Source organism: Allobosea sp. NPDC055332, assembly GCF_053645455.1.
In genome coordinates this window covers 33,583-55,670 of sequence record NZ_JBSHMO010000003.1, presented here as the reverse complement: position 1 = coordinate 55,670, position 22,088 = coordinate 33,583, and the positions used below count along the sequence as shown (strand labels likewise).

Sequence of the window (22,088 nt, the reverse complement as noted above, 5' to 3'; positions counted from 1 at the left end):
TTGCAGCCTGTCCCAGCCCGCCTGAGCGGCGGCGTTCTTCTTGATGTCTCCCAGGCGCCTGCCGGCCAGCTCAACTCCTGAGCTTGCGGGCGAGGCGCGGGTCGATGGAATCGCGCAAGGCGTCGCCGAGCACGTTGACGGTGAGCACCAGCAGCGCGAGCGCGATCCCGGGAAAGGCGATCATCCAAGGCGCGCGCTGCATGAAGGGCCTGGCCTCGGCCAGCATGTTGCCCCAGCTCGGTATGGTCGGCGGCGTGCCGGCGCCGAGAAAGGACAGGATCGATTCCACGATCATCGCCGAGGCGAAGACATAGGTCGCCTGCACGATGATCGGCGCCGCGGCGTTGGGCAGGATGTGGACGAAGAGCATGCGCGGCAACCGCACTGCGCTGGCGGTGGCCGCCTCGACATAGGCGTGCTCGCGCACGACGAGCACGGATGCGCGCACGATCCGGACCATGCGCGGGGTCTCGGCGACGCTGATCGCGATGACGACATTCGTCACGCTCGAGCCGAACAGCGACATCAGGGCGATGGCGAGCAGGATGCCGGGAATGGCCATGATCCCGTCCATGACCCGCATGACGATGCCGTCGAGCCAGCGGACATAACCGGTGACGAGCCCGACCAGCAGGCCGACGACGACCGTGACCGCCATGACGAGCGCCCCGACGGTCAACGAGATCGCCGCCCCGTTCATGGTGCGCGAGAAGGTCGAGCGCCCGACCTGGTCGGTGCCAAAAAGATGATCGAGGCTGGGCGGGCGCAAGCGCTGCAGCGGGTTCAATCGCACGGGATCGACCAGCAGGACCGGCGCCAACAGCGCGACTAGCACGAAGAAGGCCACGACGCACAGCCCTGCAAGGATGACCGGGTTGGCCCGAACGAAGCGCCAGGCCGCAACCGCCAGCGCGGATTTGTTCGGCGCTACCGCGCCTGGTCCCGAGTGCTCGGTTTCCACCATCGCCATCGCTCGCCTCAATAGCGAATGCGCGGGTCGAACAGCGCGTAGCTGAGATCGACCAGGAAGTTCACGACGACGTAGATGACCGAGAAGACCAGGATCAGCCCCTGCACCACGGGGTAGTCGCGGCGCAGGATCGCATCCGTGGTCAATCGGCCGAGGCCAGGGATGTTGAAGACCGTCTCGGTGACGACGACGCCGCCCAGCAGCGCGGCGATGCCAACGCCGACCACCGTGACGATCGGGATGGCGGCGTTCTTCAAGGCGTGCCGGATGACGATGCGGCGCGGCCCGACACCCTTGGCCCGGGCCGTGCGGACATAGTCATCGGCCAGCACCTCGAGCAGGCTCGCCCGGGTGATCCTCGCCAGCAGCGCCGCATAGAGCATCGCCAGAGCCGTCCCGGGCAGGACGAGGCTGTGCAGGCAAGGCAGCAAACCTTCGGCGAGCGGCACATAGCCCTGCGTCGGGAACCAGCCAAGCGTCAGCGCGAAGACGTAGACGAGCAGGAAGGCGACGACGAAGACCGGCGACGAGAAGCCGAGCATCGCGAAGGCCATCACCGCCCGATCGAAGCGGCTGCCCGCCTTCACTGCAGCGATGGTACCGAGCGGCAGCGCGATCACCAGCGCCATCACGATCGCGACCAGCGCCAACATGGCAGTCGGCTCGGCCCGCATCCGGATCAGTTGCGTGACCGGCATGTCGGAGAAGACCGAGCGCCCGAGATCGCCGCGCGCGATCTGACCGGCCCAGGCGGCAAGCTGGTCGATCAGGGGCCGGTTGAGGCCGAGCTGCTCGCGAATGGTCTCTATCTGCGCCGTCGTCGCCTGATCGCCCGCGATCAGGATCGCAGGATCGCCCGGGGTCAGGCGCAGCAGAAAGAAGACGAAGAGCGCGACGAAGGCGAGGACCGGCACGGTGGCGGCAAGGCGGCGCAGGAAGAACGGCATCATGATGCGCGTCTCCCATTTCCGCGCCGGCGGCAGCACGGCTTCGACACGTTAGCCTCCCTAGGCAGCATTCACATTTTGAAACGTTTCAATGCAAGCTCTCACACCTTATAACCAGTCGCAAGCCCCGCACTACGGCAACTTGCGTCAAAAATGCTTGGCCTCTAGAAGTAGTTTGAACCGTTTCACAGAGAGGCTCATGGCGACGATCCGTGACGTGGCTCGCTTGGCCGATGTGTCGGTGGCGACCGTCTCGAATGCCCTGAACAATGCCGAGCGCGTCAGCCCGGAGCTGCTCGGCCGCGTTCGCGCTGCCATGGCGAAGCTGAACTACGCCCCGCATGCCGGCGCACGCTCGCTCAGGAAGCGCTCGAGCGGGCTGCTCGGCCTGATCGTCGCCGACATCACCAACCCGTTCTTCTCCGACCTGTTCGAGGCGATCGAGGACGCGGCGGCGGCCCGCGGCTATCTCGTCCTGCTCTGCAATTCGAGCGAGCGCAGCGAGCGGGAGGAAGCCCATCTGCGCATGCTGCGGAACCAGCGGATCGACGGGCTGATCCTGGCGCCGACCGGTGCGGTCTCGATCCATCGCGCCTCGCTCCTCGCGCAGCTCGAAGTACCGATCGTGCTGGTCGACCGGGCGATGGACGGGCTCGGCTACGATGCCGTCACCCTCGACAACCGCAAAGCAGGCTTCGAAGCGACGAGCCAGCTGATTGCTTGCGGACACGGGCGCATCGCGCTGATCAATGGACCGGAGATTCTCAGGACCGCGGCCGATCGCATGCAGGGCTATCGAGAGGCCCTGCTGGCCAATGGCCTCCCCTTCGATCCGGCGCTTGTTCGCGATGCCGGCTTCCAGGAGCAGCCGGCCGTCGAGGCGCTCTCCGACCTGCTGGCGCAGGACGACCCGCCGACGGCCGTGCTCGCGACCAACAACCTCATGACCATCGGCGCGATGAAAGCTTTGGCCGATCGCGGCCTGGCCTGCCCCGACGACATATCGCTCGTGGGCATCGACGACCTGCCCTGGGCCGATGCAGTGCAGCCGCGACTCACCGCCATGGTCCAGCCGGTTCGCGCCATGGGCGAGGCAGCCTTCGACATGCTGGCCCAGCGGATCGCCGGGACGCGGCTCGGCCCGGGCAGCACCGTCGTGATGCCAGCGGATCTCATCGTCCGCCGCTCCTGCGGTGCGCCCCAGCCCATCCGGAGCTTCCATGGCGAATGATCTGACGTCGCTCAGTGCCGTAGCCGTGCGTGGGCTGCTGCAGGCCGGCAAGGTGAGCTCGGTCGAGCTCGTCCAGGCGGCGCAGGCGCGCCTCGCCATCGTCGAGCCGCTGGTCAACGCCGTGCCAACGCTCTGCATCGAGCGGGCCCTGGCGCAGGCCACAGAACAGGACACTCAGCGGCGCGCCGGCCAGAGCAGCGTTCTGGGCGGCATCCCGATCGTCGTGAAGGACAACAACGACGTCGGCGGCGTGCGCAACACCGGCGGAACCTCGATCTTCCGCGACCGGATCTCTGAAGCTTCCGACCGCACCGTCGCCTTGATGGAGACCAATGGCGCGGTCGTGCTCGGCAAGTCGAACCTGTCGGAGCTCGGCGGTGCGCAGACCACCAACAGCGTCCACGGCACGACGCGTAACCCTTACGACATCCGCCTCACCTGCGGCGGCTCCTCCGGCGGCGCGGCCGTCGCGCTGGCGACCGGCGAAGCCTGGCTGGCGCATGGCAACGATTATGGCGGCAGCCTGCGTATCCCCGCGGCCTTCTGCAACGTCACGGGTTTGCGCCCCACCCCCGGGCGTATTCCGCGCAAGCGCCTCGCCGATCCGTTCGACACCATCGCCGTCGAAGGACCGATGGCGCGCGACGTCGCCGATCTTGCGCTGTTCTTCGACGCGATGACCGGCTTCGATCCCGGCGACTTCCTGACCAGTCCATCGCACGAGCCGCTCTTCCTCGCCGCCGCGCAGGACCCGAGGCGACCGGCCCGGGTCGCCCTGTCCGCCGATCTCGGCGAGCTACCTATCGCTCCGGCGATCCGGAATGCCCTGGACCGTTTCGCGGTGCTGCTGGAAAAGGCCGGAACCATCGTCCATCGCGGCGCTCCCTCGGTGGCCGGAGCGATGGACGCGTTTCGGGCGCTGCGCGGCGAAGGCTTCTTCGCGACCTGGGAGCCCCTGCTCGATACCCATCGCGAGCAGTTCCCGGCGCCGGTGATGGCCGATCTCGTTCGCGGCCGCGATCAATCCGGAGCGGCGATCGTCGCGGCCAATCGCTATCGCAGCGAACTCTACCGCCGCACCGTCGATCTCCTCGACGAGCACGACTTCCTGGTCTGCCCGGCAACACAGGTCCTGCCCTTCCCGGCGCAAACGCTGTTCCCGACCGAGATCGAAGGCCGGCCGATGCAGGACTATCTCGACTGGATCTCGATCACCGCGATCTGGTCGCTGACCGGGCTTCCGGCGATCGCAATCCCGATCGGCTTCTCGCCGGAAGGCCTGCCGATCGGCATCCAGATTTTGTCGCATGGCCGGCGCGAAGCGGACCTGTTCAGGCTCGCCGCCTGGATCGAGCGCGAGCTCGCACTGCCGACCGCGCCGATCGATCCGCACTGAGCCGAGCGCGACAGTTCACAGGAGATCGATCGGCGCCGAAGATCGCCTCGCCGTGGCGCCGATGACGGCTCCGTCAAGACGGCCAGGGCTTGAACAGGCCACGAGACTACCCAAATCGCTACTCGAAAGGGGCCCTCGCCGCATCGCGCAACGGAGCTTCGCCATGGATACCGAGAAGCTGAAGCAGTTTCGTAAGCAATCGATCGAGAAGGCCCTTCGTGCCGGGCTCCCCGCCTATTTCCTCGACGAATGCGCCGATGACGGGGTGATCCGCGTCAAACCCAATGGCGTCGCGGAGCGGATCGTCGTCCTGCAGGGCCAGGCCCGGATCAGCCCGTTCGAGTGCCGATCCTGCTGAGCTTTGGCTCCGGCCGACCTCGCCGTCGATCGCGGTGAGGCCGGACCATCATCGTCATCCGGAGAGGCCGGTTCGCGACGATCCAGCTGGCTTGCGGGGCGGCTCGCTCCTGGCCTGGCAACCGCCCGAAACACGGCCAGGACCTTGCGATCCCCGACACCGGCGTCACGACGGCGATCACCAGCGGCGCTTGACGGTTCGGCCCGGCCCTATAGGTTGAGCCGCGATCGAGGTTCTCCGGGCTGTCCCCCGGAGCTAAGAGGGAATTCGGTGGGGCGCCCAGCGCCGAAGCCGAGGCTGCCCCCGCAACTGTAAGCGGCGAGCTCTCTGTCCATCGTCCACTGGCGCATCTGGCGCCGGGAAGGCCGGGCGGAACCGGCATCGACCCGCGAGCCAGGAGACCTGCCCCGGTCGTCGAAGACGTCTTTCGGACGGGGTGTTCCGGAGCTGTGTGTCGATGGCGGCCTTGGCCTCCATCCATCCACGCCCCTGCGCAGCTCCTCGTTCGTCATCTCGGGGAGCGATGAAATCCATGTTCATGCAGATTGCCGCCCGCGCCATCGCGGAGACCTTGACGGCTGAGCGCAGCCAGTCCTATCAGAAATGCAACATTGTAACAATCAAGGTTGCTTCTGTGCCGACCCCGCACCAGTTCGCTCGCCGTCTCCGCCTGCCGATCGCCGGGCTCCTCGGCTTCCTCGCCGCGGGCGCGGCCTGCGCCGCACCGACGCAATACCCGCTGACCCTTGAGAATTGCCGCGAAAGCGTGACCTTTACCGCTCCGCCCAAGCGCGTCGTCGCGATCGGCCAGACCCAGACCGAGATCCTCTACGCACTCGGCCTCGGCGACCGTGTCGTCGGCACGGCGGTGTGGTTCTCGCCGGTCGCAAAACCCTATGAAGCGGTCAACGCCAAGGTGAAGCGCCTCGCGGACAATGATCCGAGCTTCGAGGCGGTGCTGGCGCAGGAACCCGACCTCGTCACCGCGATGTTCGAATGGCATGTCGGGCCGAACGGCATCGTCGGCAAGCGCGCCCAGTTCGCGGGGGTGAAGGTACCGACCTATGTCTCGCCGACCGATTGCATCGGCAAGGACAATTCCGGCGCGGGCGACGGCGTGCGCACCCAGATGTTCACGATGGAGCTGGTCTATCGCAACATCCGCGAATTCGGGCAGATCTTCGACGTCGCCGAGCGGGCCGAGACGCTCGTCGCCGAGCTGAAAGCGCGCGAGGACAAGGCGGTCGCGGCCGTCGCCAGCCTCAAGGCCAGGGACGTGCCGGTCGTGGTCTGGTTCTCCAGCCGCGACATCAAGGGCGACGGTTTCATGGCCGGTAAGAACGGCGTGCCGGCCTATATCCTGTCGAAGCTCGGCGCCCGCAACATCATCAGCACCAATGAGGAATGGCCGCTGGTCGGCTGGGAGAGCATCGCCGGCGCCAACCCGGCGGTGATCGTCACGGTGAAGATGGATCGCCGCCGCTTCCCGGCCGACGATATCGAGAAGAAGCTCGATTTCCTGAAGACCGATCCCGTCGCCAGCAAGCTCGATGCGGTGAAGAACAACCGGATCGTGATCCTCGATGTCGGTGCGACCCGCGCCGGGCTCGACACGGTCGACGGCATCGAGACGCTCGCCAAGGCGATCTCCGGCTTCGGCCTTTCCCCTTGAGCCACGCCGCCCACGGCCCGAACTGGCCGGCGCGGATCGCGATCGCGCTGGCCTCGCTCGTCGCGCTCACCATCTCGGTGGCGCTGGCGGTGACGATCGGCGAGATGCGCATTCCTCTGGGCACCGCGCTGCGGGCGCTCGGCAACGGGCTGTTCAAGCTCGATTTTCCGGTGAGCGCGATCCAGCAGGGCGTGATCTTCGATTATCGCCTGAGCCGGGCGCTGATGGCCGGGCTCTGCGGCGGCGCGCTCGCGCTCTCGGGCGCGATCCTGCAGGCGCTGCTGCGCAACCCGCTGGCAGAGCCCTATGTTCTCGGCATCTCCGCTGGCGCCTCGACCGGCGCCGTCGCGGTGCTGATCCTCGGCGTCGGCATTGGCGGCACCGCGCTGACGCTCTCGGCCGGCGCCTTCATCGGCTCCTGCGCCGCGCTTGCCGTGGTCGCCCTGCTGGCGACGGGTGCGGGCGGGGCGAGCGATCGTGTCATTCTTGCCGGCGTCGCCACCTCGCAGCTCTTCAATGCGGCGACGGCGACGATCGTCACGACGATGGCCAGCGCCGAACAGGCACGCGGCGTGATGTTCTGGCTGCTCGGGAATTTCGGCGGCGTGCGCTGGCCGGATCTGTGGATCGCGGCGCCGGTCGCCTTCATCGGCTTCGGCATCTGCATGCTGCACGCCAAGGCACTCGACGCCTTCGCCTTCGGCGTCGATGCCGCCGCCTCACTCGGCGTCGCGGTGACGCGGGTCAAGGTCGTGCTCTTCGCGACAACCGCCGTGATGACCGCAGTGATGGTCTCGATTGTCGGCACGGTCGGCTTCGTCGGTTTGATCATCCCCCATGCCGCCCGTTTCCTGGTCGGCTCCGGCCATGCCCGTCTGCTGCCGGCCTGCCTCGTTGTCGGCGCGATCTTCATGATCCTCGCCGACATCCTGTCGCGCGTGCTGATCCCGCAGCAGATCCTGCCGATCGGCGTGGTGACGGCGCTGTTCGGGGCGCCGGTCTTTGCGCTCATCCTCTATCGGGCAAGGCGGCCGGCATGACGCTCGCCACGCGTGAGGTGCGCTGGGGCGCAGCCGGCCGGATGATCGTCGACGGGGTGACGCTGCAGGCGGCACCCGGCCGGGTGCTCGGCCTGATCGGGCCGAACGGCTCGGGCAAGTCGAGCCTGCTGCGATTGCTCTGCCGCCTGCGCAATGTCGCGAGCGGCGTCGTCACCCTCGACGAGCGCAATATCGCTGCCGTGCCGCGCCGCGAGCTCGCCCGGCGCCTGGCCTTCGTCGAGCAGCAGGCGACGACAGAGATCCAGCTCTCCGTCTGCGACGTCGTCCGTCTCGGCCGCACACCGCATCGCGCCGCGCTCGCCTCCTGGAGCGACGCCGACGAGGCGGCCGTGAACGAGGCGCTCGCAAGGGTCGGGCTCAGCGAGCGGCACGACCAGTTCTGGCACACGCTCTCAGGCGGCGAGCGCCAGCGGGTCCATATCGCCCGCGCGCTGGCGCAGGAACCGAGCGAGCTCATCCTGGACGAGCCGACCAACCATCTCGACATCCAGCACCAGCTCTCGATCCTGAGCCTGGTCCGCCGCCTCGGCATCACCTGCATCATGGCGCTGCACGACCTCAACCTCGCGGCGATGTTCTGCGACGAGATCGCGCTGCTGCACGAAGGGCGGCTGCAGGCGGCCGGGGCACCGGACGAGGTGCTGACCGCCGAGGCGATCCAGCGCATTTTTGGCGTCGCAGTCTCGATTCGTCAGGGCGCGTCGGGACGCCGGCACATCGAATATCTGATCGAACCGGAACGGAGGCAGTCATGAAGCCGGCCGAGGCACAGACCCAGGTTTCCGATTACTGGACCCGGCGCGCGCCGGCTTTCGACGGCGTCGCTTCGCATGTCGCCCAAGCTTCGCTCTGGCGCGACGTCCTCGCAACCGCCTTCGAAGCCGAGGAGGCGAAGGACGTCGTCGATCTCGGTACCGGTACCGGCGCCTGTGCGTTGATCGCCGCATCGCTGGGACATCGCGTGCGGGCCTGCGACGGCTCGGCCGGGATGCTTATCGTTGCTCGGCAGGCCGCCGCGGCCTCCGGACTCGACGTCGCCTTCGAACAGGCCCTGATCGAGGAGGCTTCGTTCGCCCCAGGTTCGGCGGACATCGTGACCCTGCGCAATGTGCTCTGGACGCTGCCCGAGCCGATGGCAGCGCTGCGCAAGGCCCACCTTGTCCTGCGCGCGGGTGGGCGGGTGCTTGTCTCCGACGGGCTCTGGTCGATCGCACCGCAATACCGATCGACCTATCCGGACGCGCTCACCGCCAGCCTGCCGCGCCATGACGGGCTGACCGAAGACGATGCCAGGGCGATGCTGAGCGAAGCCGGCTTCGGCCCGGCGCGAAGCTGGCAGCATCTGTTCCCGGCCTCGCCCTATCCCGGCGACGTGCCGATGTTCGTGCTGACGGCGACAAAGAGCTGATCCGCGCGTCGCGCTAGCGGCGCCGGCTTTCGATCGCAATTTCGCTGCGGCCAGGGCGGAAGCGTCCTGGCGGCCGAGGCAATCGCCCCGACGATGGCAACGCTTGACGCTATTTGGCTTCTTGGCGCCACCGGAAAGTGGCTGGGGGACTAGGATTCGAACCTAGACAACCAGAGTCAGAGTCTGGGGTCCTACCGTTAGACGATCCCCCAACGGGCGCGTTGTCTGCGACGCGTCGGATGGCCGCGATCTAAACAACCTCGCGCCGGGTTGCAAGCCTTCTGTGACGATTTCGACATGCAAGCTGGTCACGGCGCCCTGCGCGACAACCTGGAAACAATTGCCAGCGCCGGCCGGACGGGCATCGGCCTGCAGAAACGCTCAGCCGGCGCTGAGCGTGCGCCTGACCGCATCGCGCCAGCCGGCGACGTGGTTGCGGCGTGTTTCCTCGGCGAGGCCGGGCGAGAAGCGCCGCTCCAGCCGCCAGCGATCGGCGAACTGCGTCGGCTCGGGTAGCAGGCCGGCGTCGAGGCCGGCGAGATAGGCAGCACCCAGTGCCGTCGTCTCCAGAACCTGCGGCCGGTCGACCGGGGCGGCGAGGATGTCGGCGAGGCGCTGCATCGTCCAGTCGGAGGCGACCATGCCGCCATCGACGCGCAGCACCGTCTCGGCGCCATCAGCCTCGGGCCAGTCCGAGCGCATCGCCTCGAGCAGATCGAGCGTCTGGAAGCAGACCGAATCAAGCGCGGCGCGGGCGAATTCGCGCGGGCCGGTGTTGCGCGTCAGCCCGAACATGGCGCCGCGGGCATGGGCGTCCCAATGCGGCGCGCCGAGGCCGGTGAAGGCCGGCACCAGATAGACCTGCTGACCGGGATCGGCATTGGCCGCGAGCGGGCCGCTGTCGGAGGCCTTCTCGATGATGCCGAGCCCGTCACGCAGCCATTGCACCGCAGCGCCGGCGATGAAGATCGAGCCTTCCAACGCGTAATGGCGCACGCCCTTGAGCTGATAGGCCACGGTCGAGAGCAGGCGATTCTGCGAGGTGACGGCCTTGGTGCCGGTGTTGAGCAGCGCGAAGCAGCCCGTACCGTAAGTCGATTTCAGCATGCCGGGCTCGAAGCAGGCCTGGCCGACGGTCGCCGCCTGCTGGTCGCCGGCGATACCGCGAATCGCGATTGGCCCGCCGAGCAGGCCGGGCTCGCTGTCGCCGAAATGGGCGGCGCAGTCGCGCACCTCCGGCAGCATCGCCGCGGGAATGTCGAGCAGCGCCAGCAACTCCTCGTCCCAACGCCCTTTGTGGATGTCGAACAGCATGGTGCGCGAGGCGTTGGTCGCATCGGTGGCGTGGACGCGTCCGCCAGTCAGGCGCCAGAGCAGGAAGCAATCGACCGTACCGAAGGCGAGCTCGCCGCGGCTCGCGCGCTCGCGGGCGCCGGGGACATGGTCGAGGATCCAGGCGATCTTGGTGCCGGAGAAATAGGGATCGATGCGCAGGCCGGTACGCTCGGCGACGAGCTTGCCATGGCCTTCCGCCTCCAGCGCAGCGCAGCGCTCGGCGGTGCGCCGATCCTGCCAGACGATGGCGCGGTGGATCGCCTGGCCGGTCGTGCGGTCCCAGACCAGAGTCGTCTCGCGCTGGTTGGTGATGCCGATCGCGGCGACCTCCCCTGCTCGCGCCTGCGCACGAGCGAGCGCCTGCCGGCAGACTGCGAGCGTGCTCTCCCAGAGATCCTCGGCCTCGTGCTCGACCCAGCCCGAGGCAGGATAATGCTGCGGGAATTCCTGCTGGGCGCTGGCGACCGGCTGCAGATTCTCGTCGAACAGGATGGCGCGTGAGGACGTCGTGCCCTGGTCAATCGCCAGAATCATGCGCCGCGCCGCCATGCCGTTTCTCCCGAATTGGTCGTCGCCGGCTTCAAGAGGCCAGCCGGCGCCGAGCTTTGCCGCGAAGACGGGATGCAGGCAAGCTCGGCCGAGCCCCGCCGCAGTTTCGCCACAGGTTCTGCTTGGCAGGGGCCGCGTGCTGTTGTTACGCTGCCCTTCGAATGGAAACGTTCCAGCTTCATGCTGGACTCCGGTAGGCCACCATGACGGCCCTGGCCGGCGAAGGGTTAGCAAGTGACGGTCGAAGACCGCCAGGATTCCGACCGCCCCCTCGTGGCGGCGGTCCCCCTACCGGGCGAGCGGCCCGCGCCGCCGGACGCCGTTCGGTTTGCTCCGGCCCCATTCCAGCGCCCTCACCCCGCCACCTATGCCGCGCTCGATCTCGGCACCAATAACTGTCGCCTGCTGATCGCGCGGCCGGCGCAGCACGGCTTTCGCGTCGTCGACGCCTTCTCGCGGATCGTGCGGCTCGGCGAGGGGCTGAGCGCCAGCGGCCGGCTCTGCGACGACGCGATGGACCGCGCCGTCGAGGCGCTCAAGGTCTGCAAGAGCAAGATGGACCATCGCGGCGTCACCCGCGCGCGCCTGATCACAACCGAGGCCTGTCGGGCGGCGACCAACGGGGTCGAGTTCGTCCGGCGCGTCGGCGAGGAGGCGCTGCTGAACCTCGAGATCGTCGACCAGCGCACGGAAGCTTCGCTCGCCGTCACCGGCTGCGCTGCGCTGGCGGCGCCCGAGGCCGGTGCGGTGATCGTCTTCGACATCGGCGGCGGCTCGACCGAGATCGTCTGGCTCGGCGGGCGCGAGGCCGGGCGCGACCCGGCCCAGCGTATCCGTGAATGGGCCTCGCTGCCGATCGGTGTCGTCTCGGTGGCGGAGCGCTATGGCGGCGTCGAGGTCGGGCGCGAGAAGTTCGAGCGCATGGTCGACGATTGCAGCGAGGCCCTGGCGCCTTTCGCGGCGAAAGCGGCGGCGGCCCGGAGCGCGCCGAATTTCCACCTGCTCGGCACCTCGGGCACGGTGACGACCGTCGCCGGCATCCATCTGCGCCTGCCGCGCTATGACCGGCGCCAGGTCGACGGGCTGTGGATGCAGGATGGCGACATCTGCAGCGTCATCGACGAACTCGTCGCGATGGACTATGCCCAGCGTCAGGCCAATGCCTGCATCGGCCGCGAGCGGGCCGATCTGGTGCTCGCCGGCTGCGCCATCTTCGAGGCGATCCGGCGCGCTTTCCCAAGCCCGAAGGTGCGCATCGCTGACCGCGGCCTGCGCGAGGGCATTCTGCTCAGGATGATGCACGAGGACCGCGCCTGGTGGCGCCGAAGGCAATGACGACGACGAAATCAGGCGGCGGCGCACGCGACCTGCGCATCAAGGTCAAGAAGCCCGCCAAGCGCAGCCATTCCTCGCAGCTCTGGCTCGAGCGCCAGCTCAACGACCCCTATGTGAAGCGGGCGCGCGAGATGGGCTATCGCTCGCGCGCGGCGTTCAAGCTCGCCGAGATGGACGAGCGCTACAAATTCCTGAAGCCCGGCCAGAAGCTGGTCGATCTCGGCTGCGCGCCGGGCGGTTGGTGCCAGGTCGCCGGCGTCAAGGTCGGACTCGAGCACGGCAAGGGCAAGATCATCGGCATCGACCTGCTGCCGGTCGATCCGATCCCGCATGTCGATTTGATCCAGCTCGACTTCATGGCGGAGGAAGCCCCTGCCCTGCTGATGGAGAAGCTCGGTGGCAAGGCCGACGGCGTGATGTCCGACATGGCCGGAAACACCACCGGCCACAAGAAGACCGACCACCTCAGGATCATCGGCCTCGCCGAAGCGGCGGTGGAGTTCGCCAACGATGTGCTGGCGCCGGGCGGCTTCTTCCTGGCCAAGCTGTTCCAGGGCGGCGACTCGGCCGGGCTGCTGACGCAGCTCAAGCGCGACTTCACCCAGGTCCGCAACATCAAGCCGGCGGCGAGCCGGGCCGATTCCTCCGAGCTCTACGTTCTGGCGACAGGATTTCGGCGCAAGGCCGAGCCGGACGCGGAAGACTGACCGCTTCAACCCTCGGCCAGCCGGCCGTCGACCAGATGGATGCGGCGGCTCGCCTTGGCAGCCATGTCCGTATCGTGGGTCACGGCGATCACCGTCTTGCCGCGCTCGCGCACCAGGGCATCGAGAATCGAAAAGACCTGTTCGGAATTCCTGCTGTCGAGGCTGCCGGTCGGCTCGTCGGCGAGGATCAGCGGCGGATCATTGGCGAGGGAGCGGGCGACGGCGACGCGCTGGCGCTGGCCGCCCGAGAGCTGGTCGGGCCGCTTGTCGAGATGGTCGGCGAGTCCGAGCGCCGTCAGCAGCTCCGTCGAGCGCTCGTGCATGGCGGCGGCGCCGAGCCGGCCGAGGCGGCGCATCGGGATCTCGACATTCTCCCGCACCGTGAACTCCGGCAGCAGGAAGTGGAACTGGAAGACGAAGCCGAGCGTCGCCAGCCGGATCGCCGCGCGCTCGCGCTCGCTGAGCCCGGCAGTATCCCTGCCCTCGATGGCGAGCGTCCCATCGCTCGGCCTGTCGAGCAGCCCAAGCAGATAGAGCAGCGAGGACTTGCCCGAGCCGGAGGGACCGGTGATGGCAACGAACTCGCCCGCGCCGATCATCAGGCTGATGTCCTCGACCAGCGTCACCGGCACGGCGGCCGGCAGGACGCGGGTCAGCCCCCTGGTCTCGATCAGCGGGCTCATGTCGCGCCCCGGATGATATCGACCGGGTTGAGCCGCGCCGCCTGCCGGGCCGGCAGGTAACCGGCGACGCCAGCCGAAACGAGGGCGAAGCCGGCGGCGATCAGGTAGTGCCAGATGCTCCAGGCCAGCGGCAGGCGTGTGATCTCCTGCGCCACATTCGCGCCCGACAATTCGAAGCGGACCAGCGAGAGCGCAAAGCAGAGGAGGAAGCCGAACGCCCAGCCGATCAGCGAGCCGCCGGCGCCGAGCGCCAGCCCCTCAAGCAGGAAGAGGCGGCGCATGTCGGTCTCGGTGAAGCCGAGCGACTTCAGGATGGCGATGTCGCGCGCCTTCTCATGGGTGATGGTCGAGATGATGTTGAAGATGCCGAAGCCGGCCACCAGCAGGATCGCGCCGACGACCGTGTACATGATGACATTGCGGATCACGAGCGCTTCCAGCAACGACTCGTTCGCCTCCTGCCAGGCCATCGCCTTGTAGCCGAGCTGCGCCTCGGCCCGGCGCGCCACCTGCGGCGCGGCGTCGGGATCGTCGAGCTTCAGCCTGATCTCGTTGATCGCATTCGGGCGCTCGCTGAGGATCTGGGCGTTCTTGAGCAGGACATAGCCCTCGCCCTCGTCGCGGGCGGTGGTGCCGGTGTGGAACAGGCCGACGATCTTGAAGGCGCGGCTCTGGCCGGTGGAGGAGACGACCGTCACCGTGGTGCCGGGTTCGGCGCCGAGGCGCTGAGCCAGCTTGTCGCCGACGACGATGTTGTTGCCGCCGGCGATCAGCGAGGTGAAGCTGCCCTGGCGGAAATCCTTGGCGAGCGAGGAGACCTTCATCTCCGCCTGCGGCTCGATGCCGATGATGGCGATGCCGACATCGCGGCCGGAATAGCGCACCACCCCTTGCGTCTTCAGGCTGAGCGCCAGCCGCCCCGGCACCCAGGCCCTGAGCATCGCCACCGCCTCGGTCGGGTTGAGGATACCGCGCCGATCGTCCTTCGGCCGCAAGCCAGCGATCTGTACGGAAGCAAAGGCGTCCTGCGCCGGCTGGCGGCGGGCGTTGCGGTACTCGTCGGTGATGTCGACATGCGGCATGGTGTCGACCAGCCTCGCGACGAAATCGTCCTCGCCACCCTGCATCAGCGACGCCATGGCGATCGAGAAGCCGACGCCAAGCGCGACACCGATGATCGCGACCAGGGTCTGCCGGCCGCGGCCACGGATATGCGTCAGCGCCAGGGCCAGGATCAGGCGCATGGTTCAGCCGCCTTGCGGCGCGACGCGAGCACCATCCGAAAGCTTGTCCGGAAAGGGCGTGATCACGCGGACCTGCTCGGGCAGTCCCGAGAGCACCTCGACATCGCCGGTGCCGCGAATGCCTATCGATAGCTCGCGGCGGCGGGCACGATCGCCGTCGAGGACGAAGACGGCATTGCCCTGAACGGCGGCGACCGGCAGCAGCAGCGCCTGCTTCGCGACCCGCACGATGATGTTGAGCTCGACCGTCATGCCGATCAGCAGCAGCGTGTCGTCCGGCAGAGCAAGATAGACGCGGTAGGTCTTGGCGACGGGATCGCCCTTGGGCGTGATGCTGTCGACGGTCCCCTCCAGCGTCTTTCCTGGAAAGGCGTCGGCCCGGATCAAGGCGCGCTGGCCCGGCTTGACCTGGGGGATGTCCTCCTCATTGACCTCGGCGACGACGCGCAATGGCCTGGCCTCGCCGATCCAGAACAGCACGGTGCCGGGCTCGGCGATCTCGCCGACCTCGCCGTCGCGGCGCAGCACGGTGCCGCGCATCGGGGCGCGCAACACATAATTCTCCAGACGCGCGGTCTGGCCGGCGATCAGGGCCGAGGCCTGGCCCATCTCGCTGCGCGCCCGGTCGAGCGCCTGCTGGCTCATGACATTGCGCTCGACCAGCACGGCGAGCCGGTCATGCTCGGCGGTGGCGAGCTTCTGGCGGGCCTTGAGCTCGGCCAAGGTCGCCTCGGCCTGAACGCTGTCGAGGCGGGCGAGGACATGCCCCTGCTCGACGCGCTGACCTTCACAATCGCAGCGCTCGACGATGCGCTCGCGCACCAGCGCGGTGACCTTGGCCCAGTTGCGCGGCTCGACCGTGCCGGTGGCATAGACGATCTCGGCAGCATCGCCACGTTTGGGCGCGACGGTGGCGACCGCCATCGGCTTCGTCACGAACCAATAGCCGCCGCCAGCAGCGGCGATGGCCGCAACGACGAGAAAACTGCGAGCGAACTTCACGGCATCCTCCGCAGGAGCCATCACGCCGGCGGCCTCTGCCCGGACGATTCACCCTGGCAGGACGCGTTGCACCGGCAGCGTCTTGCGCGCACAATCACGAAAGACCGACCGTCGGTCATTATACAGACCGACGGTCGGTCGTCAAACGAGAGCGAGTCGTATGCCCCGTGTCGTGAAGTCCGCGGATGATCGCAGGAACGAGATTCTCGACGGCGCTCAGGCGCTGTTCTTCGAGCGCGGCTACGAGCGGACGACGGTCAATGACGTGATCGCCAGGATCGGCATCTCGAAGGGCGGCTTCTACCACCACTTCACCGCCAAGGAGGATCTGCTGGAGGCGATCACCGCCCGGCTGGCGCAGGATGCCGTCGCGCGCGTCCGCGACATCCTCGACGATCCCGCGCTCAGCGCCCTGGAGCGGCTGAACGGCTTCATGGCGCGCTCACGCAGCATGAAGCTGGCGGATGCGCCGAAGTTCAGAGCCGCCTTCGACGTGGTCTTCCGGCCGGAGAACCTGTTGCTCTATCACCGGATCAACGCCGCCTCGATCGCGGTGATGCGGCCGGTCCTGGCGAGGATCATCGCCCAGGGCAAGGCCGAGGGCGCCTTCACCGTACCCGATCCCGAGGCCGCGGCGGACATCCTGCTGCATCTCAACGCCAGCACGCACGACGCCGTCGCGCGCACGATCGAGGCGATGGGAACCGCCGGGGAAGACGCCGCGATCGACGCGCTGGATCAGCGCTTCCAGTTCCAGGGCATCGTGATGGACCGCATCCTCGGCCTGCCCGATGGCAGCCTGACCATCGTCGAGCCGGGCTTCACCCGCGCGGTGATGACGGCGCGCTGACGGAAGTCAGTCGGCGCGTTCCACCATATCGATCGCCGCCTTGACCGCCACCGCATAGCCCTGCGGGCCGAGCCCGGCGATCACCGCCGTCGCGGCGAGCGAGACATAGGACTTGTGGTAGTGCGGCTCGCGCCGATGGATGTTCGAGATGTGCAGCTCGACGATCGGCCCCGGGAACATCTTCAGCGCATCGAGGATCGCGATCGAGGTGAAGGAATAGGCGGCCGGGTTGATGATGATCGCCGCACCCTCGTCGATCGCCTCATGGATCCAGTCGATCAGTTCGTATTCGCGGTTGCTTTGGCGGAAGACGACCTCGCGCCCACCGGCGGCCTGCCGGCAGAGCACCTCGACCTCGGCGAGCGTGGTCGAGCCGTAGATCTGCGGCTCGCGCGTGCCGAGCCGGTTCAGATTCGGGCCGTTGAGGACATAGATCGGCTTGCTCACGGGAACGGTCCTCTCCTGTCAGCCCTGGTAGCCCATCAGGCGCGGCAGCCAGAGCACGAGGCTCGGGAAGAAGGTGATCAGCGCCAGGGCGACGATCATCGCGCCGAGGAACGGCATGCATTCGCGCACGATCTGGCGCAGCGGCACCTCGGCGATGTTGGTCATGATGAAGAGCAAGAGGCCGTAGGGCGGCGTGATCAGGCCGAGCATGATGTTGACGGTCACCACCACGCCGAAATGCACCATGTCGATGCCGAGCGCCTTGGCAGTCGGGATCAGCACCGGCACGACGATCAGCAGGATCGCGGTGCCCTCGAGCAGGCAACCGAGGATCAATAGCAGCACGTTGACCAGGATCAGGAAGCCGAGTGGCGACAGGTTCCAGCCGGCCAGGAAGGCGCGCAGGCTGTCGGGGATGTTCTCGATGGTGACGACGTAGTTGAAGACCAGCGCGCCGGCGATCAGCATGCCGATCGAAGCGGTGGTGCGGGCGCTGTAGGCCAGGGAGTTGTAGAAGGCCTGCAGGCTGACGCTGCGATACAGCAGCACCGAGACGGCGAGCGCATAGGCGGCGGCGACCGCCGCCGCCTCGGTCGGCGTGGTCGCGCCGCCATAGATGCCGCCGAGCAGCACGACCGGCATCATCAGCGCCGGAAAGGCGCGCCAGGTGATGCCGGGCCATTGCCGCAGCGGGATCGGCGGCTCGACCGGGAAATTGCGGCGCTTCGCAGCCGAGGCGACGATCACCATCTGCGCCAGTGCCATCAGCAGGCCGGGAATGACGCCGCCGAGGAAAAGGAAGCCGATCGAGGCGTCGGAAACCAGCGCGTAGATCACCATCGGGATCGAGGGCGGGATGATCGGCCCGATCACCGAGGAGACGGCAGTCAGCGCCGCGGCGAAGGCCGGCGGGTACTTGCCGTCCTTGGTCATCATCGCCTGCATCATCCGGCCAGTGCCGGCGGCGTCGGCGATGGCCGAGCCGGACATGCCGGCGAAGATCACGCTCTGGACGATGTTGACATGGGCGAGCCCGCCCCTGAAGCGGCCGACCAGCGCATCGCAGAAGCGCAGCAGGCGCTCGGTCATCGAGCCGATGTTCATCAGCTCCGCCGCCAGGATGAAGAGCGGCACGGCGAGGATGACGTAGTTGGTGTACATGCCGTTGAGCAGCTGCTCGGCAGCGATCGAGAGATCCTGCCCGGCGACGAGCAGATAGAGGATCGAGCCGGCAATCATCGCATGGCCGATCGGCAGGCCGAGCAGCGAGAGCGTGACGATCGCGAGGATGGCGAGGGAGAACGGCGTGCTCATACGCCAGAGCTCGCCTTGGTCGGATCGAAGGCCTCCGGCGCCTTGCCGCGCAGTGCCCGGAAGCCGAGCCAGAGATAGCGGATGATCGCGCCGACCGCGAAGGCGATGTAGATCGCGTAGACCCAGTTGAAGGGCAGCTTGAGATAGGCGGTGCGCTCGACCTTCATGAAGCTGACGTAGTCGACCATCGCGGGCAGCGAGATCACGTAGAGGACGACGAGCGCAATCGCCGTGATCAGCGCCATCACGCGCCGTGGCCCCGGCCCGACCGCGCCATAGATGATGTCGAAGCGGATCTCCTCGTTCTCGCGCAGCACGAAGCCCGCCCCGAACAGCACCAGCCAGAGCCAGAGGATGACACTGATCTCGTGCGTCCAGCCGATCGGGAAGTTGAGCAGATAGCGGAAGACGATCTGCACCAGGAAGACCAGGAACATCGCGCCAAGCATCAGCGCGAGCAGGTTCTCGGCCCGGCGCGCCATGAAGGCGCCGAGAGCTTTCAGCGAGTTCGGCATTGCCCCTCCGGTGAAATTCGGCCCGCCGGCCCCTCCATCGGCGGGCCACGCCAGCCCCGAAGGGCCAGCGCTAGACCTCGTTTGCGCCTTAGAGCGCGTTGATCTTGTCGAGCATGCCGGGCACCCAGCCCTTGGCCAGCTCGGATTCCAGGTACTTCTTCTGGGCGAAATCACGGAAAGCCTTGAGGTCGGGCGTATAGACTTCGAGCCCCTGCTTCTTGAAGAAGTCGACCAGCTCGGCCTCCTTGGCGAGATGCTCCTTTGTGCTCCAGTCGATCGCAGCGTCGGCCGCAGCCTGGAAGGCGGCCTGCTTCTTGGCATCCATCCCGTCCCAGATGCGCTTGGTGACGCAGAGCAGGTCGAAGCCGACGAGATGCGAGGTCAGCACGATCTGCGAGGAGACCTCGTAGAACTTCATGTTCTGGACGTTGGGCAGCGGGTTGTCCTGGCCGTCGATCGCGCCGCTTTGCAGGCCGGTATAGACCTCGGCATAGGCCATTGGCGTCGGATTGGCGCCGAGCGACTGGCCGAGGAACTGCCAGGCGTCGCCGCCCGGCATGCGCAATTTGACACCGGCGAGATCGGCCGGGGTGCTGACCTTCTTCTTCGGCTTGAGGCCGACCTGGCGGGCGCCGAAATAGGTCGGCCCGAGGATTTTGATGTTGAGCTTGTCCTCGGCCATCTTCTTGAGTTCGGCGCCGACCGGGCTGGCGAAGACCTTCTTGAGATGGTCGGCGTCGCGGAAGAGATAGGCCGAGGTGACGATCGACCAGGCCGGGATCTGGTTAGAGACGTCCTGCGGCGCGATATTCCCCATTTCGAGGTTGTTGCGCTGCATGGCGACGAGCTCGGTGCCCTGCTTGAACAGGTTGCCGCCGTAATAGGGCTGCAGCGTGAAGTCGTCTTTGATGGCCTCGCCGAAGCGCTTCATCATCTCGGCCCGGATGTCCTGCTCCGAGAACACCGCCGAGAAGCGCAGGTTGGGCTTGGCCTGCGCCAAGGCCGCACCACCCGTCAGCGCGAGTGTGCCACCGGCGGCCAGCAGAGCGCGCCTGTCGATACCCTGTTTCATGCCGTTCCTCCCCGTGCGGGTTGGCCCCGCTTCGTAGCAAACCATGCCCAATGGAAAATCATCAATCAACTGGTATTTTGAATTTCCTATGATGATTTTGATTTCACCATAGCGATTGTACCTCCCCTGCTCCACCGCTAAGCTGATGTCGCCAGCCGCTGTTCCGGACGGACCCACGCATGTTGAATTACGCGCCGCCGACCGCATCGATCGGAGAGCTCGCCTATCGCCGCATCCGGGCGGACATCGTCTTCGGGCGCCTCGCACCGGCGCAGCGGCTCAAGCTCGATGACCTGCGCGAGACCTACGGCACCAGCGTCAGCACGCTGCGCGAGATCCTGAACCGGCTCTCATCGGAGGGCCTCGTCGAGGCGGAGGGGCAGAAAGGCTTCATGGTCGCGCCGGTCTCCGCCAGCAATCTGAGCGAGATCGCGGCGCTGCGTCTCCTGCTGGAGGGGCATGCCCTCGCCCAGTCCTTCACCGCCGGCGACATGGAATGGGAGGGCCGCGTCGTCGCTGCCCACCACAAGCTGGCGCTGATGGAAAAGCGCATGCTCGACAGTGACCGGGCCGATCCCGAGCTGTGGAAGCGCTATGACTGGGAGTTCCATCACGCGCTGATCTCGGCCTGCGGCTCGCAGGTGCTGATGGAGACGCATGCCTCGGTCTACGACCGCTATCTGCGCTACCAGATGGTCGCCGTGATCTTCCGCGGCGAAGTGGCGGCGCAGGAGCACCAGATCCTGCTCGACTGCGCGATGCGGCGCGACATTGCGCGCGCGACCGAGGTCCTGGCGACGCATATCAACGCCTGCGTCGAGCACACCCTCGCCGGCGGCAGGTTGCAGGACTGAGCAAGCCAGCAAAGAAGAAGGCCCGCTCCGCCTCTGCGCGGAACGGGCCTGCCTGTCACGACAAGCTGTAGGCTCAGTCGAGCTTGAACTTCGAGAGCTCGCGGTGCTCGCCATAGATGCGGCGGACCGTGCCGGTGATCGAGCGGTAGACGATCGTCTCGGTCTCGATCACCTCGGGCCCGAAGCGCACGCCCGAAAGCATGCCGCCATCGGTGACGCCGGTGGCGCAGACGATGACGTCGCCCGAGGCCATCTCGGCCATGTCGTATTTGTGGTTCGGATCCTTGACGCCCATGGTCGCGGCGCGCTGGCGCTTCTCCTCGGTGTCGAGGATGAGGCGGCCCTGCATCTGGCCGCCGACGCAGCGCAGCGCCGCCGCGGCGAGCACGCCTTCGGGCGCGCCGCCGATGCCGAGATAGAGGTCGATGCCGGTCTTCTCCGGCTCGGTGCAGAAGATCACGCCGGCGACGTCGCCATCGGTGATCAGGCGGATCGAGGCGCCGGTCTTGCGGACCTCCTCGATCAGCTTGGCGTGGCGCGGCCGATCCATGATCAGCGTCGAGATCTCATGCGGCTTGACGCCCTTGGCGCGGGCGAGCGCGTTGACGTTGTCAGCCGGGCTGGCGTCGAGATCGACGATCCCCTGCGGATAGCCGGGGCCGATCGCGATCTTATCCATGTAGACGTCGGGGGCGTAGAGCAATTGGCCGGCGCCGGCCATCGCCATCACCGCGATCGAGCCGGGCATGTCCTTGGCGCAGAGCGTCGTGCCTTCGAGCGGATCAACGGCGATGTGGACCTTCGGGCCAGTGCCGAGGCCGACCTTCTCGCCGATATAGAGCATCGGCGCCTCGTCGCGCTCGCCCTCGCCGATGACGATCTCACCGTTGATCGGCAGGCGGTTGAGCTCGCGCCGCATCGCATCGACCGCCGCCTGGTCGGCCGCCTTCTCATTGCCGTGGCCGCGCCAGCGCGCGGCGGAGACGGCGGCGCGTTCGGTGACGCGCACCAGTTCCATCGAGAGGAAGCGCTCGATGATCTGATCGGGCGAAATGCGAAGGTCTTCGGACATGGGGACTCCCTAGCGCGTTTAGCGGATGGCCGAGGTGAATAGCGAACGGATTGGCGAGGATATGGC

Annotated in this window: 22 protein-coding genes, 1 tRNA gene and 1 riboswitch; of the genes, 11 read left to right on the top strand and 12 right to left on the bottom strand. The window is 67.3% G+C overall.

Going from position 1 to position 22,088, the window contains the following annotated elements; translation table 11 throughout:
- Positions 1-70: 70 nt before the first annotated feature.
- The gene (locus ACWIGM_RS16615) at positions 71-970 is read right to left on the bottom strand and encodes an ABC transporter permease (RefSeq protein ID WP_454027071.1); all 900 of its coding nucleotides are present in this window, start codon (positions 968-970) and stop codon (positions 71-73) included.
- Between the two features lie 8 nt (positions 971-978).
- Positions 979-1,920: an ABC transporter permease gene (locus ACWIGM_RS16610; RefSeq protein WP_454027070.1), complete on the bottom strand. Its 942-nt coding sequence runs from the start codon at positions 1,918-1,920 to the stop codon at positions 979-981.
- Positions 1,921-2,116: 196 nt separating this feature from the next.
- On the opposite strand from ACWIGM_RS16610, the gene ACWIGM_RS16605 reads away from it, so the two are divergent.
- The 7 genes from ACWIGM_RS16605 (at position 2,117) to ACWIGM_RS16575 (ending at position 9,043) form a co-directional block, all read left to right on the top strand.
- Positions 2,117-3,148, top strand: coding sequence for a LacI family DNA-binding transcriptional regulator (locus ACWIGM_RS16605; RefSeq protein WP_454027069.1), 1,032 nt, complete (start codon positions 2,117-2,119; stop codon positions 3,146-3,148).
- The gene (locus ACWIGM_RS16600; RefSeq protein WP_454027068.1) at positions 3,138-4,544 is read left to right on the top strand and encodes an amidase; all 1,407 of its coding nucleotides are present in this window, start codon (positions 3,138-3,140) and stop codon (positions 4,542-4,544) included. The genes ACWIGM_RS16605 and ACWIGM_RS16600 overlap by 11 nt, the downstream gene beginning before the upstream one ends.
- 163 nt (positions 4,545-4,707) lie before the next feature.
- Positions 4,708-4,902 (top strand): hypothetical protein, encoded by a 195-nt coding sequence (locus tag ACWIGM_RS16595; RefSeq protein ID WP_454027067.1) that lies wholly within the window; start codon positions 4,708-4,710, stop codon positions 4,900-4,902.
- A gap of 213 nt (positions 4,903-5,115) precedes the next feature.
- A riboswitch (cobalamin riboswitch) is annotated at positions 5,116-5,326 on the top strand.
- A 108-nt stretch (positions 5,327-5,434) separates the two neighbouring features.
- Positions 5,435-6,574: an ABC transporter substrate-binding protein gene (locus tag ACWIGM_RS16590; protein ID WP_454027066.1), complete on the top strand. Its 1,140-nt coding sequence runs from the start codon at positions 5,435-5,437 to the stop codon at positions 6,572-6,574.
- Complete coding sequence (locus ACWIGM_RS16585) at positions 6,571-7,614, top strand: FecCD family ABC transporter permease (protein WP_454027065.1); 1,044 nt, start codon at positions 6,571-6,573, stop codon at positions 7,612-7,614. The genes ACWIGM_RS16590 and ACWIGM_RS16585 overlap by 4 nt, the downstream gene beginning before the upstream one ends.
- Complete coding sequence (locus tag ACWIGM_RS16580; RefSeq protein WP_454027064.1) at positions 7,611-8,390, top strand: ABC transporter ATP-binding protein; 780 nt, start codon at positions 7,611-7,613, stop codon at positions 8,388-8,390. Before ACWIGM_RS16585 ends, ACWIGM_RS16580 begins: the two co-directional genes overlap by 4 nt.
- Positions 8,387-9,043 (top strand): class I SAM-dependent methyltransferase, encoded by a 657-nt coding sequence (locus ACWIGM_RS16575; protein WP_454027063.1) that lies wholly within the window; start codon positions 8,387-8,389, stop codon positions 9,041-9,043. Before ACWIGM_RS16580 ends, ACWIGM_RS16575 begins: the two co-directional genes overlap by 4 nt.
- Before the next feature lie 138 nt (positions 9,044-9,181).
- Here ACWIGM_RS16575 and ACWIGM_RS16570 read toward each other — a convergent pair.
- Together ACWIGM_RS16570 and glpK are read right to left on the bottom strand one after the other, a co-directional pair.
- Positions 9,182-9,255, bottom strand: a tRNA-Gln gene (locus ACWIGM_RS16570).
- A 169-nt stretch (positions 9,256-9,424) separates the two neighbouring features.
- Complete coding sequence (gene glpK / locus ACWIGM_RS16565) at positions 9,425-10,912, bottom strand: glycerol kinase GlpK (RefSeq protein ID WP_454027062.1); 1,488 nt, start codon at positions 10,910-10,912, stop codon at positions 9,425-9,427.
- 249 nt (positions 10,913-11,161) lie between these two features.
- On the opposite strand from glpK, the gene ACWIGM_RS16560 reads away from it, so the two are divergent.
- The gene (locus ACWIGM_RS16560) at positions 11,162-12,262 is read left to right on the top strand and encodes a Ppx/GppA phosphatase family protein (RefSeq protein WP_454027061.1); all 1,101 of its coding nucleotides are present in this window, start codon (positions 11,162-11,164) and stop codon (positions 12,260-12,262) included.
- Positions 12,259-12,969, top strand: coding sequence for an RlmE family RNA methyltransferase (locus ACWIGM_RS16555; protein WP_454027060.1), 711 nt, complete (start codon positions 12,259-12,261; stop codon positions 12,967-12,969). The genes ACWIGM_RS16560 and ACWIGM_RS16555 overlap by 4 nt, the downstream gene beginning before the upstream one ends.
- Before the next feature lie 5 nt (positions 12,970-12,974).
- Here ACWIGM_RS16555 and ACWIGM_RS16550 read toward each other — a convergent pair whose 3' ends face one another.
- The 3 genes from ACWIGM_RS16550 to ACWIGM_RS16540 are packed head-to-tail and all read right to left on the bottom strand — an operon-like array spanning position 12,975 to position 15,919.
- Positions 12,975-13,652: an ABC transporter ATP-binding protein gene (locus ACWIGM_RS16550; RefSeq protein WP_454027059.1), complete on the bottom strand. Its 678-nt coding sequence runs from the start codon at positions 13,650-13,652 to the stop codon at positions 12,975-12,977.
- Complete coding sequence (locus tag ACWIGM_RS16545; protein WP_454027058.1) at positions 13,649-14,896, bottom strand: ABC transporter permease; 1,248 nt, start codon at positions 14,894-14,896, stop codon at positions 13,649-13,651. The genes ACWIGM_RS16550 and ACWIGM_RS16545 overlap by 4 nt, the downstream gene beginning before the upstream one ends.
- 3 nt (positions 14,897-14,899) lie before the next feature.
- Positions 14,900-15,919: an efflux RND transporter periplasmic adaptor subunit gene (locus tag ACWIGM_RS16540; protein WP_454028011.1), complete on the bottom strand. Its 1,020-nt coding sequence runs from the start codon at positions 15,917-15,919 to the stop codon at positions 14,900-14,902.
- A gap of 139 nt (positions 15,920-16,058) precedes the next feature.
- Here ACWIGM_RS16540 and ACWIGM_RS16535 point away from each other — a divergent pair, with 139 nt between their 5' ends.
- Positions 16,059-16,748, top strand: coding sequence for a TetR/AcrR family transcriptional regulator (locus tag ACWIGM_RS16535; RefSeq protein WP_454027057.1), 690 nt, complete (start codon positions 16,059-16,061; stop codon positions 16,746-16,748).
- Positions 16,749-16,754: 6 nt separating this feature from the next.
- Here the strand turns inward: ACWIGM_RS16535 and ACWIGM_RS16530 are convergent, their stop codons facing one another.
- The 4 genes from ACWIGM_RS16530 to dctP all read right to left on the bottom strand — a co-directional run bounded on the left by ACWIGM_RS16530 (position 16,755) and on the right by dctP (position 20,096).
- Positions 16,755-17,195: a type II 3-dehydroquinate dehydratase gene (locus tag ACWIGM_RS16530; protein WP_454027056.1), complete on the bottom strand. Its 441-nt coding sequence runs from the start codon at positions 17,193-17,195 to the stop codon at positions 16,755-16,757.
- An 18-nt stretch (positions 17,196-17,213) separates the two neighbouring features.
- A complete protein-coding gene (locus tag ACWIGM_RS16525) occupies positions 17,214-18,509 on the bottom strand; it encodes a TRAP transporter large permease (protein ID WP_454027055.1) in 1,296 nt (431 codons plus the stop codon).
- Positions 18,506-19,024 carry a TRAP transporter small permease gene (locus ACWIGM_RS16520; RefSeq protein WP_454027054.1) on the bottom strand — a complete coding sequence of 173 codons (519 nt, stop codon included), beginning with the start codon at positions 19,022-19,024 and terminating at the stop codon, positions 18,506-18,508. The genes ACWIGM_RS16525 and ACWIGM_RS16520 overlap by 4 nt, the downstream gene beginning before the upstream one ends.
- A gap of 88 nt (positions 19,025-19,112) precedes the next feature.
- On the bottom strand, positions 19,113-20,096 hold the full coding sequence (dctP, locus tag ACWIGM_RS16515) for a TRAP transporter substrate-binding protein DctP (protein ID WP_454027053.1): 984 nt from the start codon (positions 20,094-20,096) through the stop codon (positions 19,113-19,115).
- Positions 20,097-20,275: 179 nt separating this feature from the next.
- Between dctP and ACWIGM_RS16510 the strand changes: the two genes are divergently transcribed.
- Positions 20,276-20,950, top strand: a complete 675-nt coding sequence (locus tag ACWIGM_RS16510; protein WP_454027052.1) for a GntR family transcriptional regulator — start codon at positions 20,276-20,278, stop codon at positions 20,948-20,950.
- A 73-nt stretch (positions 20,951-21,023) separates the two neighbouring features.
- Here ACWIGM_RS16510 and glpX read toward each other — a convergent pair whose 3' ends face one another.
- Complete coding sequence (gene glpX, locus ACWIGM_RS16505) at positions 21,024-22,022, bottom strand: class II fructose-bisphosphatase (RefSeq protein ID WP_454027051.1); 999 nt, start codon at positions 22,020-22,022, stop codon at positions 21,024-21,026.
- Positions 22,023-22,088: the final 66 nt, after the last annotated feature.

What these genes read in the sequence shown, in the direction of transcription:
- ACWIGM_RS16615 (WP_454027071.1), bottom strand. Translation starts at nt 970, where the DNA reads ATGGCGATGGTGGAAACCGAGCACTCGGGACCAGGCGCGGTAGCGCCG.
- ACWIGM_RS16610 (WP_454027070.1), bottom strand. Translation starts at nt 1,920, where the DNA reads ATGATGCCGTTCTTCCTGCGCCGCCTTGCCGCCACCGTGCCGGTCCTC.
- ACWIGM_RS16605 (WP_454027069.1), top strand. Translation starts at nt 2,117, where the DNA reads ATGGCGACGATCCGTGACGTGGCTCGCTTGGCCGATGTGTCGGTGGCG.
- ACWIGM_RS16600 (WP_454027068.1), top strand. Translation starts at nt 3,138, where the DNA reads ATGGCGAATGATCTGACGTCGCTCAGTGCCGTAGCCGTGCGTGGGCTG.
- ACWIGM_RS16595 (WP_454027067.1), top strand. Translation starts at nt 4,708, where the DNA reads ATGGATACCGAGAAGCTGAAGCAGTTTCGTAAGCAATCGATCGAGAAG.
- ACWIGM_RS16590 (WP_454027066.1), top strand. Translation starts at nt 5,435, where the DNA reads ATGTTCATGCAGATTGCCGCCCGCGCCATCGCGGAGACCTTGACGGCT.
- ACWIGM_RS16580 (WP_454027064.1), top strand. Translation starts at nt 7,611, where the DNA reads ATGACGCTCGCCACGCGTGAGGTGCGCTGGGGCGCAGCCGGCCGGATG.
- ACWIGM_RS16575 (WP_454027063.1), top strand. Translation starts at nt 8,387, where the DNA reads ATGAAGCCGGCCGAGGCACAGACCCAGGTTTCCGATTACTGGACCCGG.
- glpK (WP_454027062.1), bottom strand. Translation starts at nt 10,912, where the DNA reads ATGATTCTGGCGATTGACCAGGGCACGACGTCCTCACGCGCCATCCTG.
- ACWIGM_RS16555 (WP_454027060.1), top strand. Translation starts at nt 12,259, where the DNA reads ATGACGACGACGAAATCAGGCGGCGGCGCACGCGACCTGCGCATCAAG.
- ACWIGM_RS16550 (WP_454027059.1), bottom strand. Translation starts at nt 13,652, where the DNA reads ATGAGCCCGCTGATCGAGACCAGGGGGCTGACCCGCGTCCTGCCGGCC.
- ACWIGM_RS16545 (WP_454027058.1), bottom strand. Translation starts at nt 14,896, where the DNA reads ATGCGCCTGATCCTGGCCCTGGCGCTGACGCATATCCGTGGCCGCGGC.
- ACWIGM_RS16540 (WP_454028011.1), bottom strand. Translation starts at nt 15,919, where the DNA reads ATGGCTCCTGCGGAGGATGCCGTGAAGTTCGCTCGCAGTTTTCTCGTC.
- ACWIGM_RS16535 (WP_454027057.1), top strand. Translation starts at nt 16,059, where the DNA reads ATGCCCCGTGTCGTGAAGTCCGCGGATGATCGCAGGAACGAGATTCTC.
- ACWIGM_RS16525 (WP_454027055.1), bottom strand. Translation starts at nt 18,509, where the DNA reads ATGAGCACGCCGTTCTCCCTCGCCATCCTCGCGATCGTCACGCTCTCG.
- ACWIGM_RS16520 (WP_454027054.1), bottom strand. Translation starts at nt 19,024, where the DNA reads ATGCCGAACTCGCTGAAAGCTCTCGGCGCCTTCATGGCGCGCCGGGCC.
- dctP (WP_454027053.1), bottom strand. Translation starts at nt 20,096, where the DNA reads ATGAAACAGGGTATCGACAGGCGCGCTCTGCTGGCCGCCGGTGGCACA.
- ACWIGM_RS16510 (WP_454027052.1), top strand. Translation starts at nt 20,276, where the DNA reads ATGTTGAATTACGCGCCGCCGACCGCATCGATCGGAGAGCTCGCCTAT.
- glpX (WP_454027051.1), bottom strand. Translation starts at nt 22,022, where the DNA reads ATGTCCGAAGACCTTCGCATTTCGCCCGATCAGATCATCGAGCGCTTC.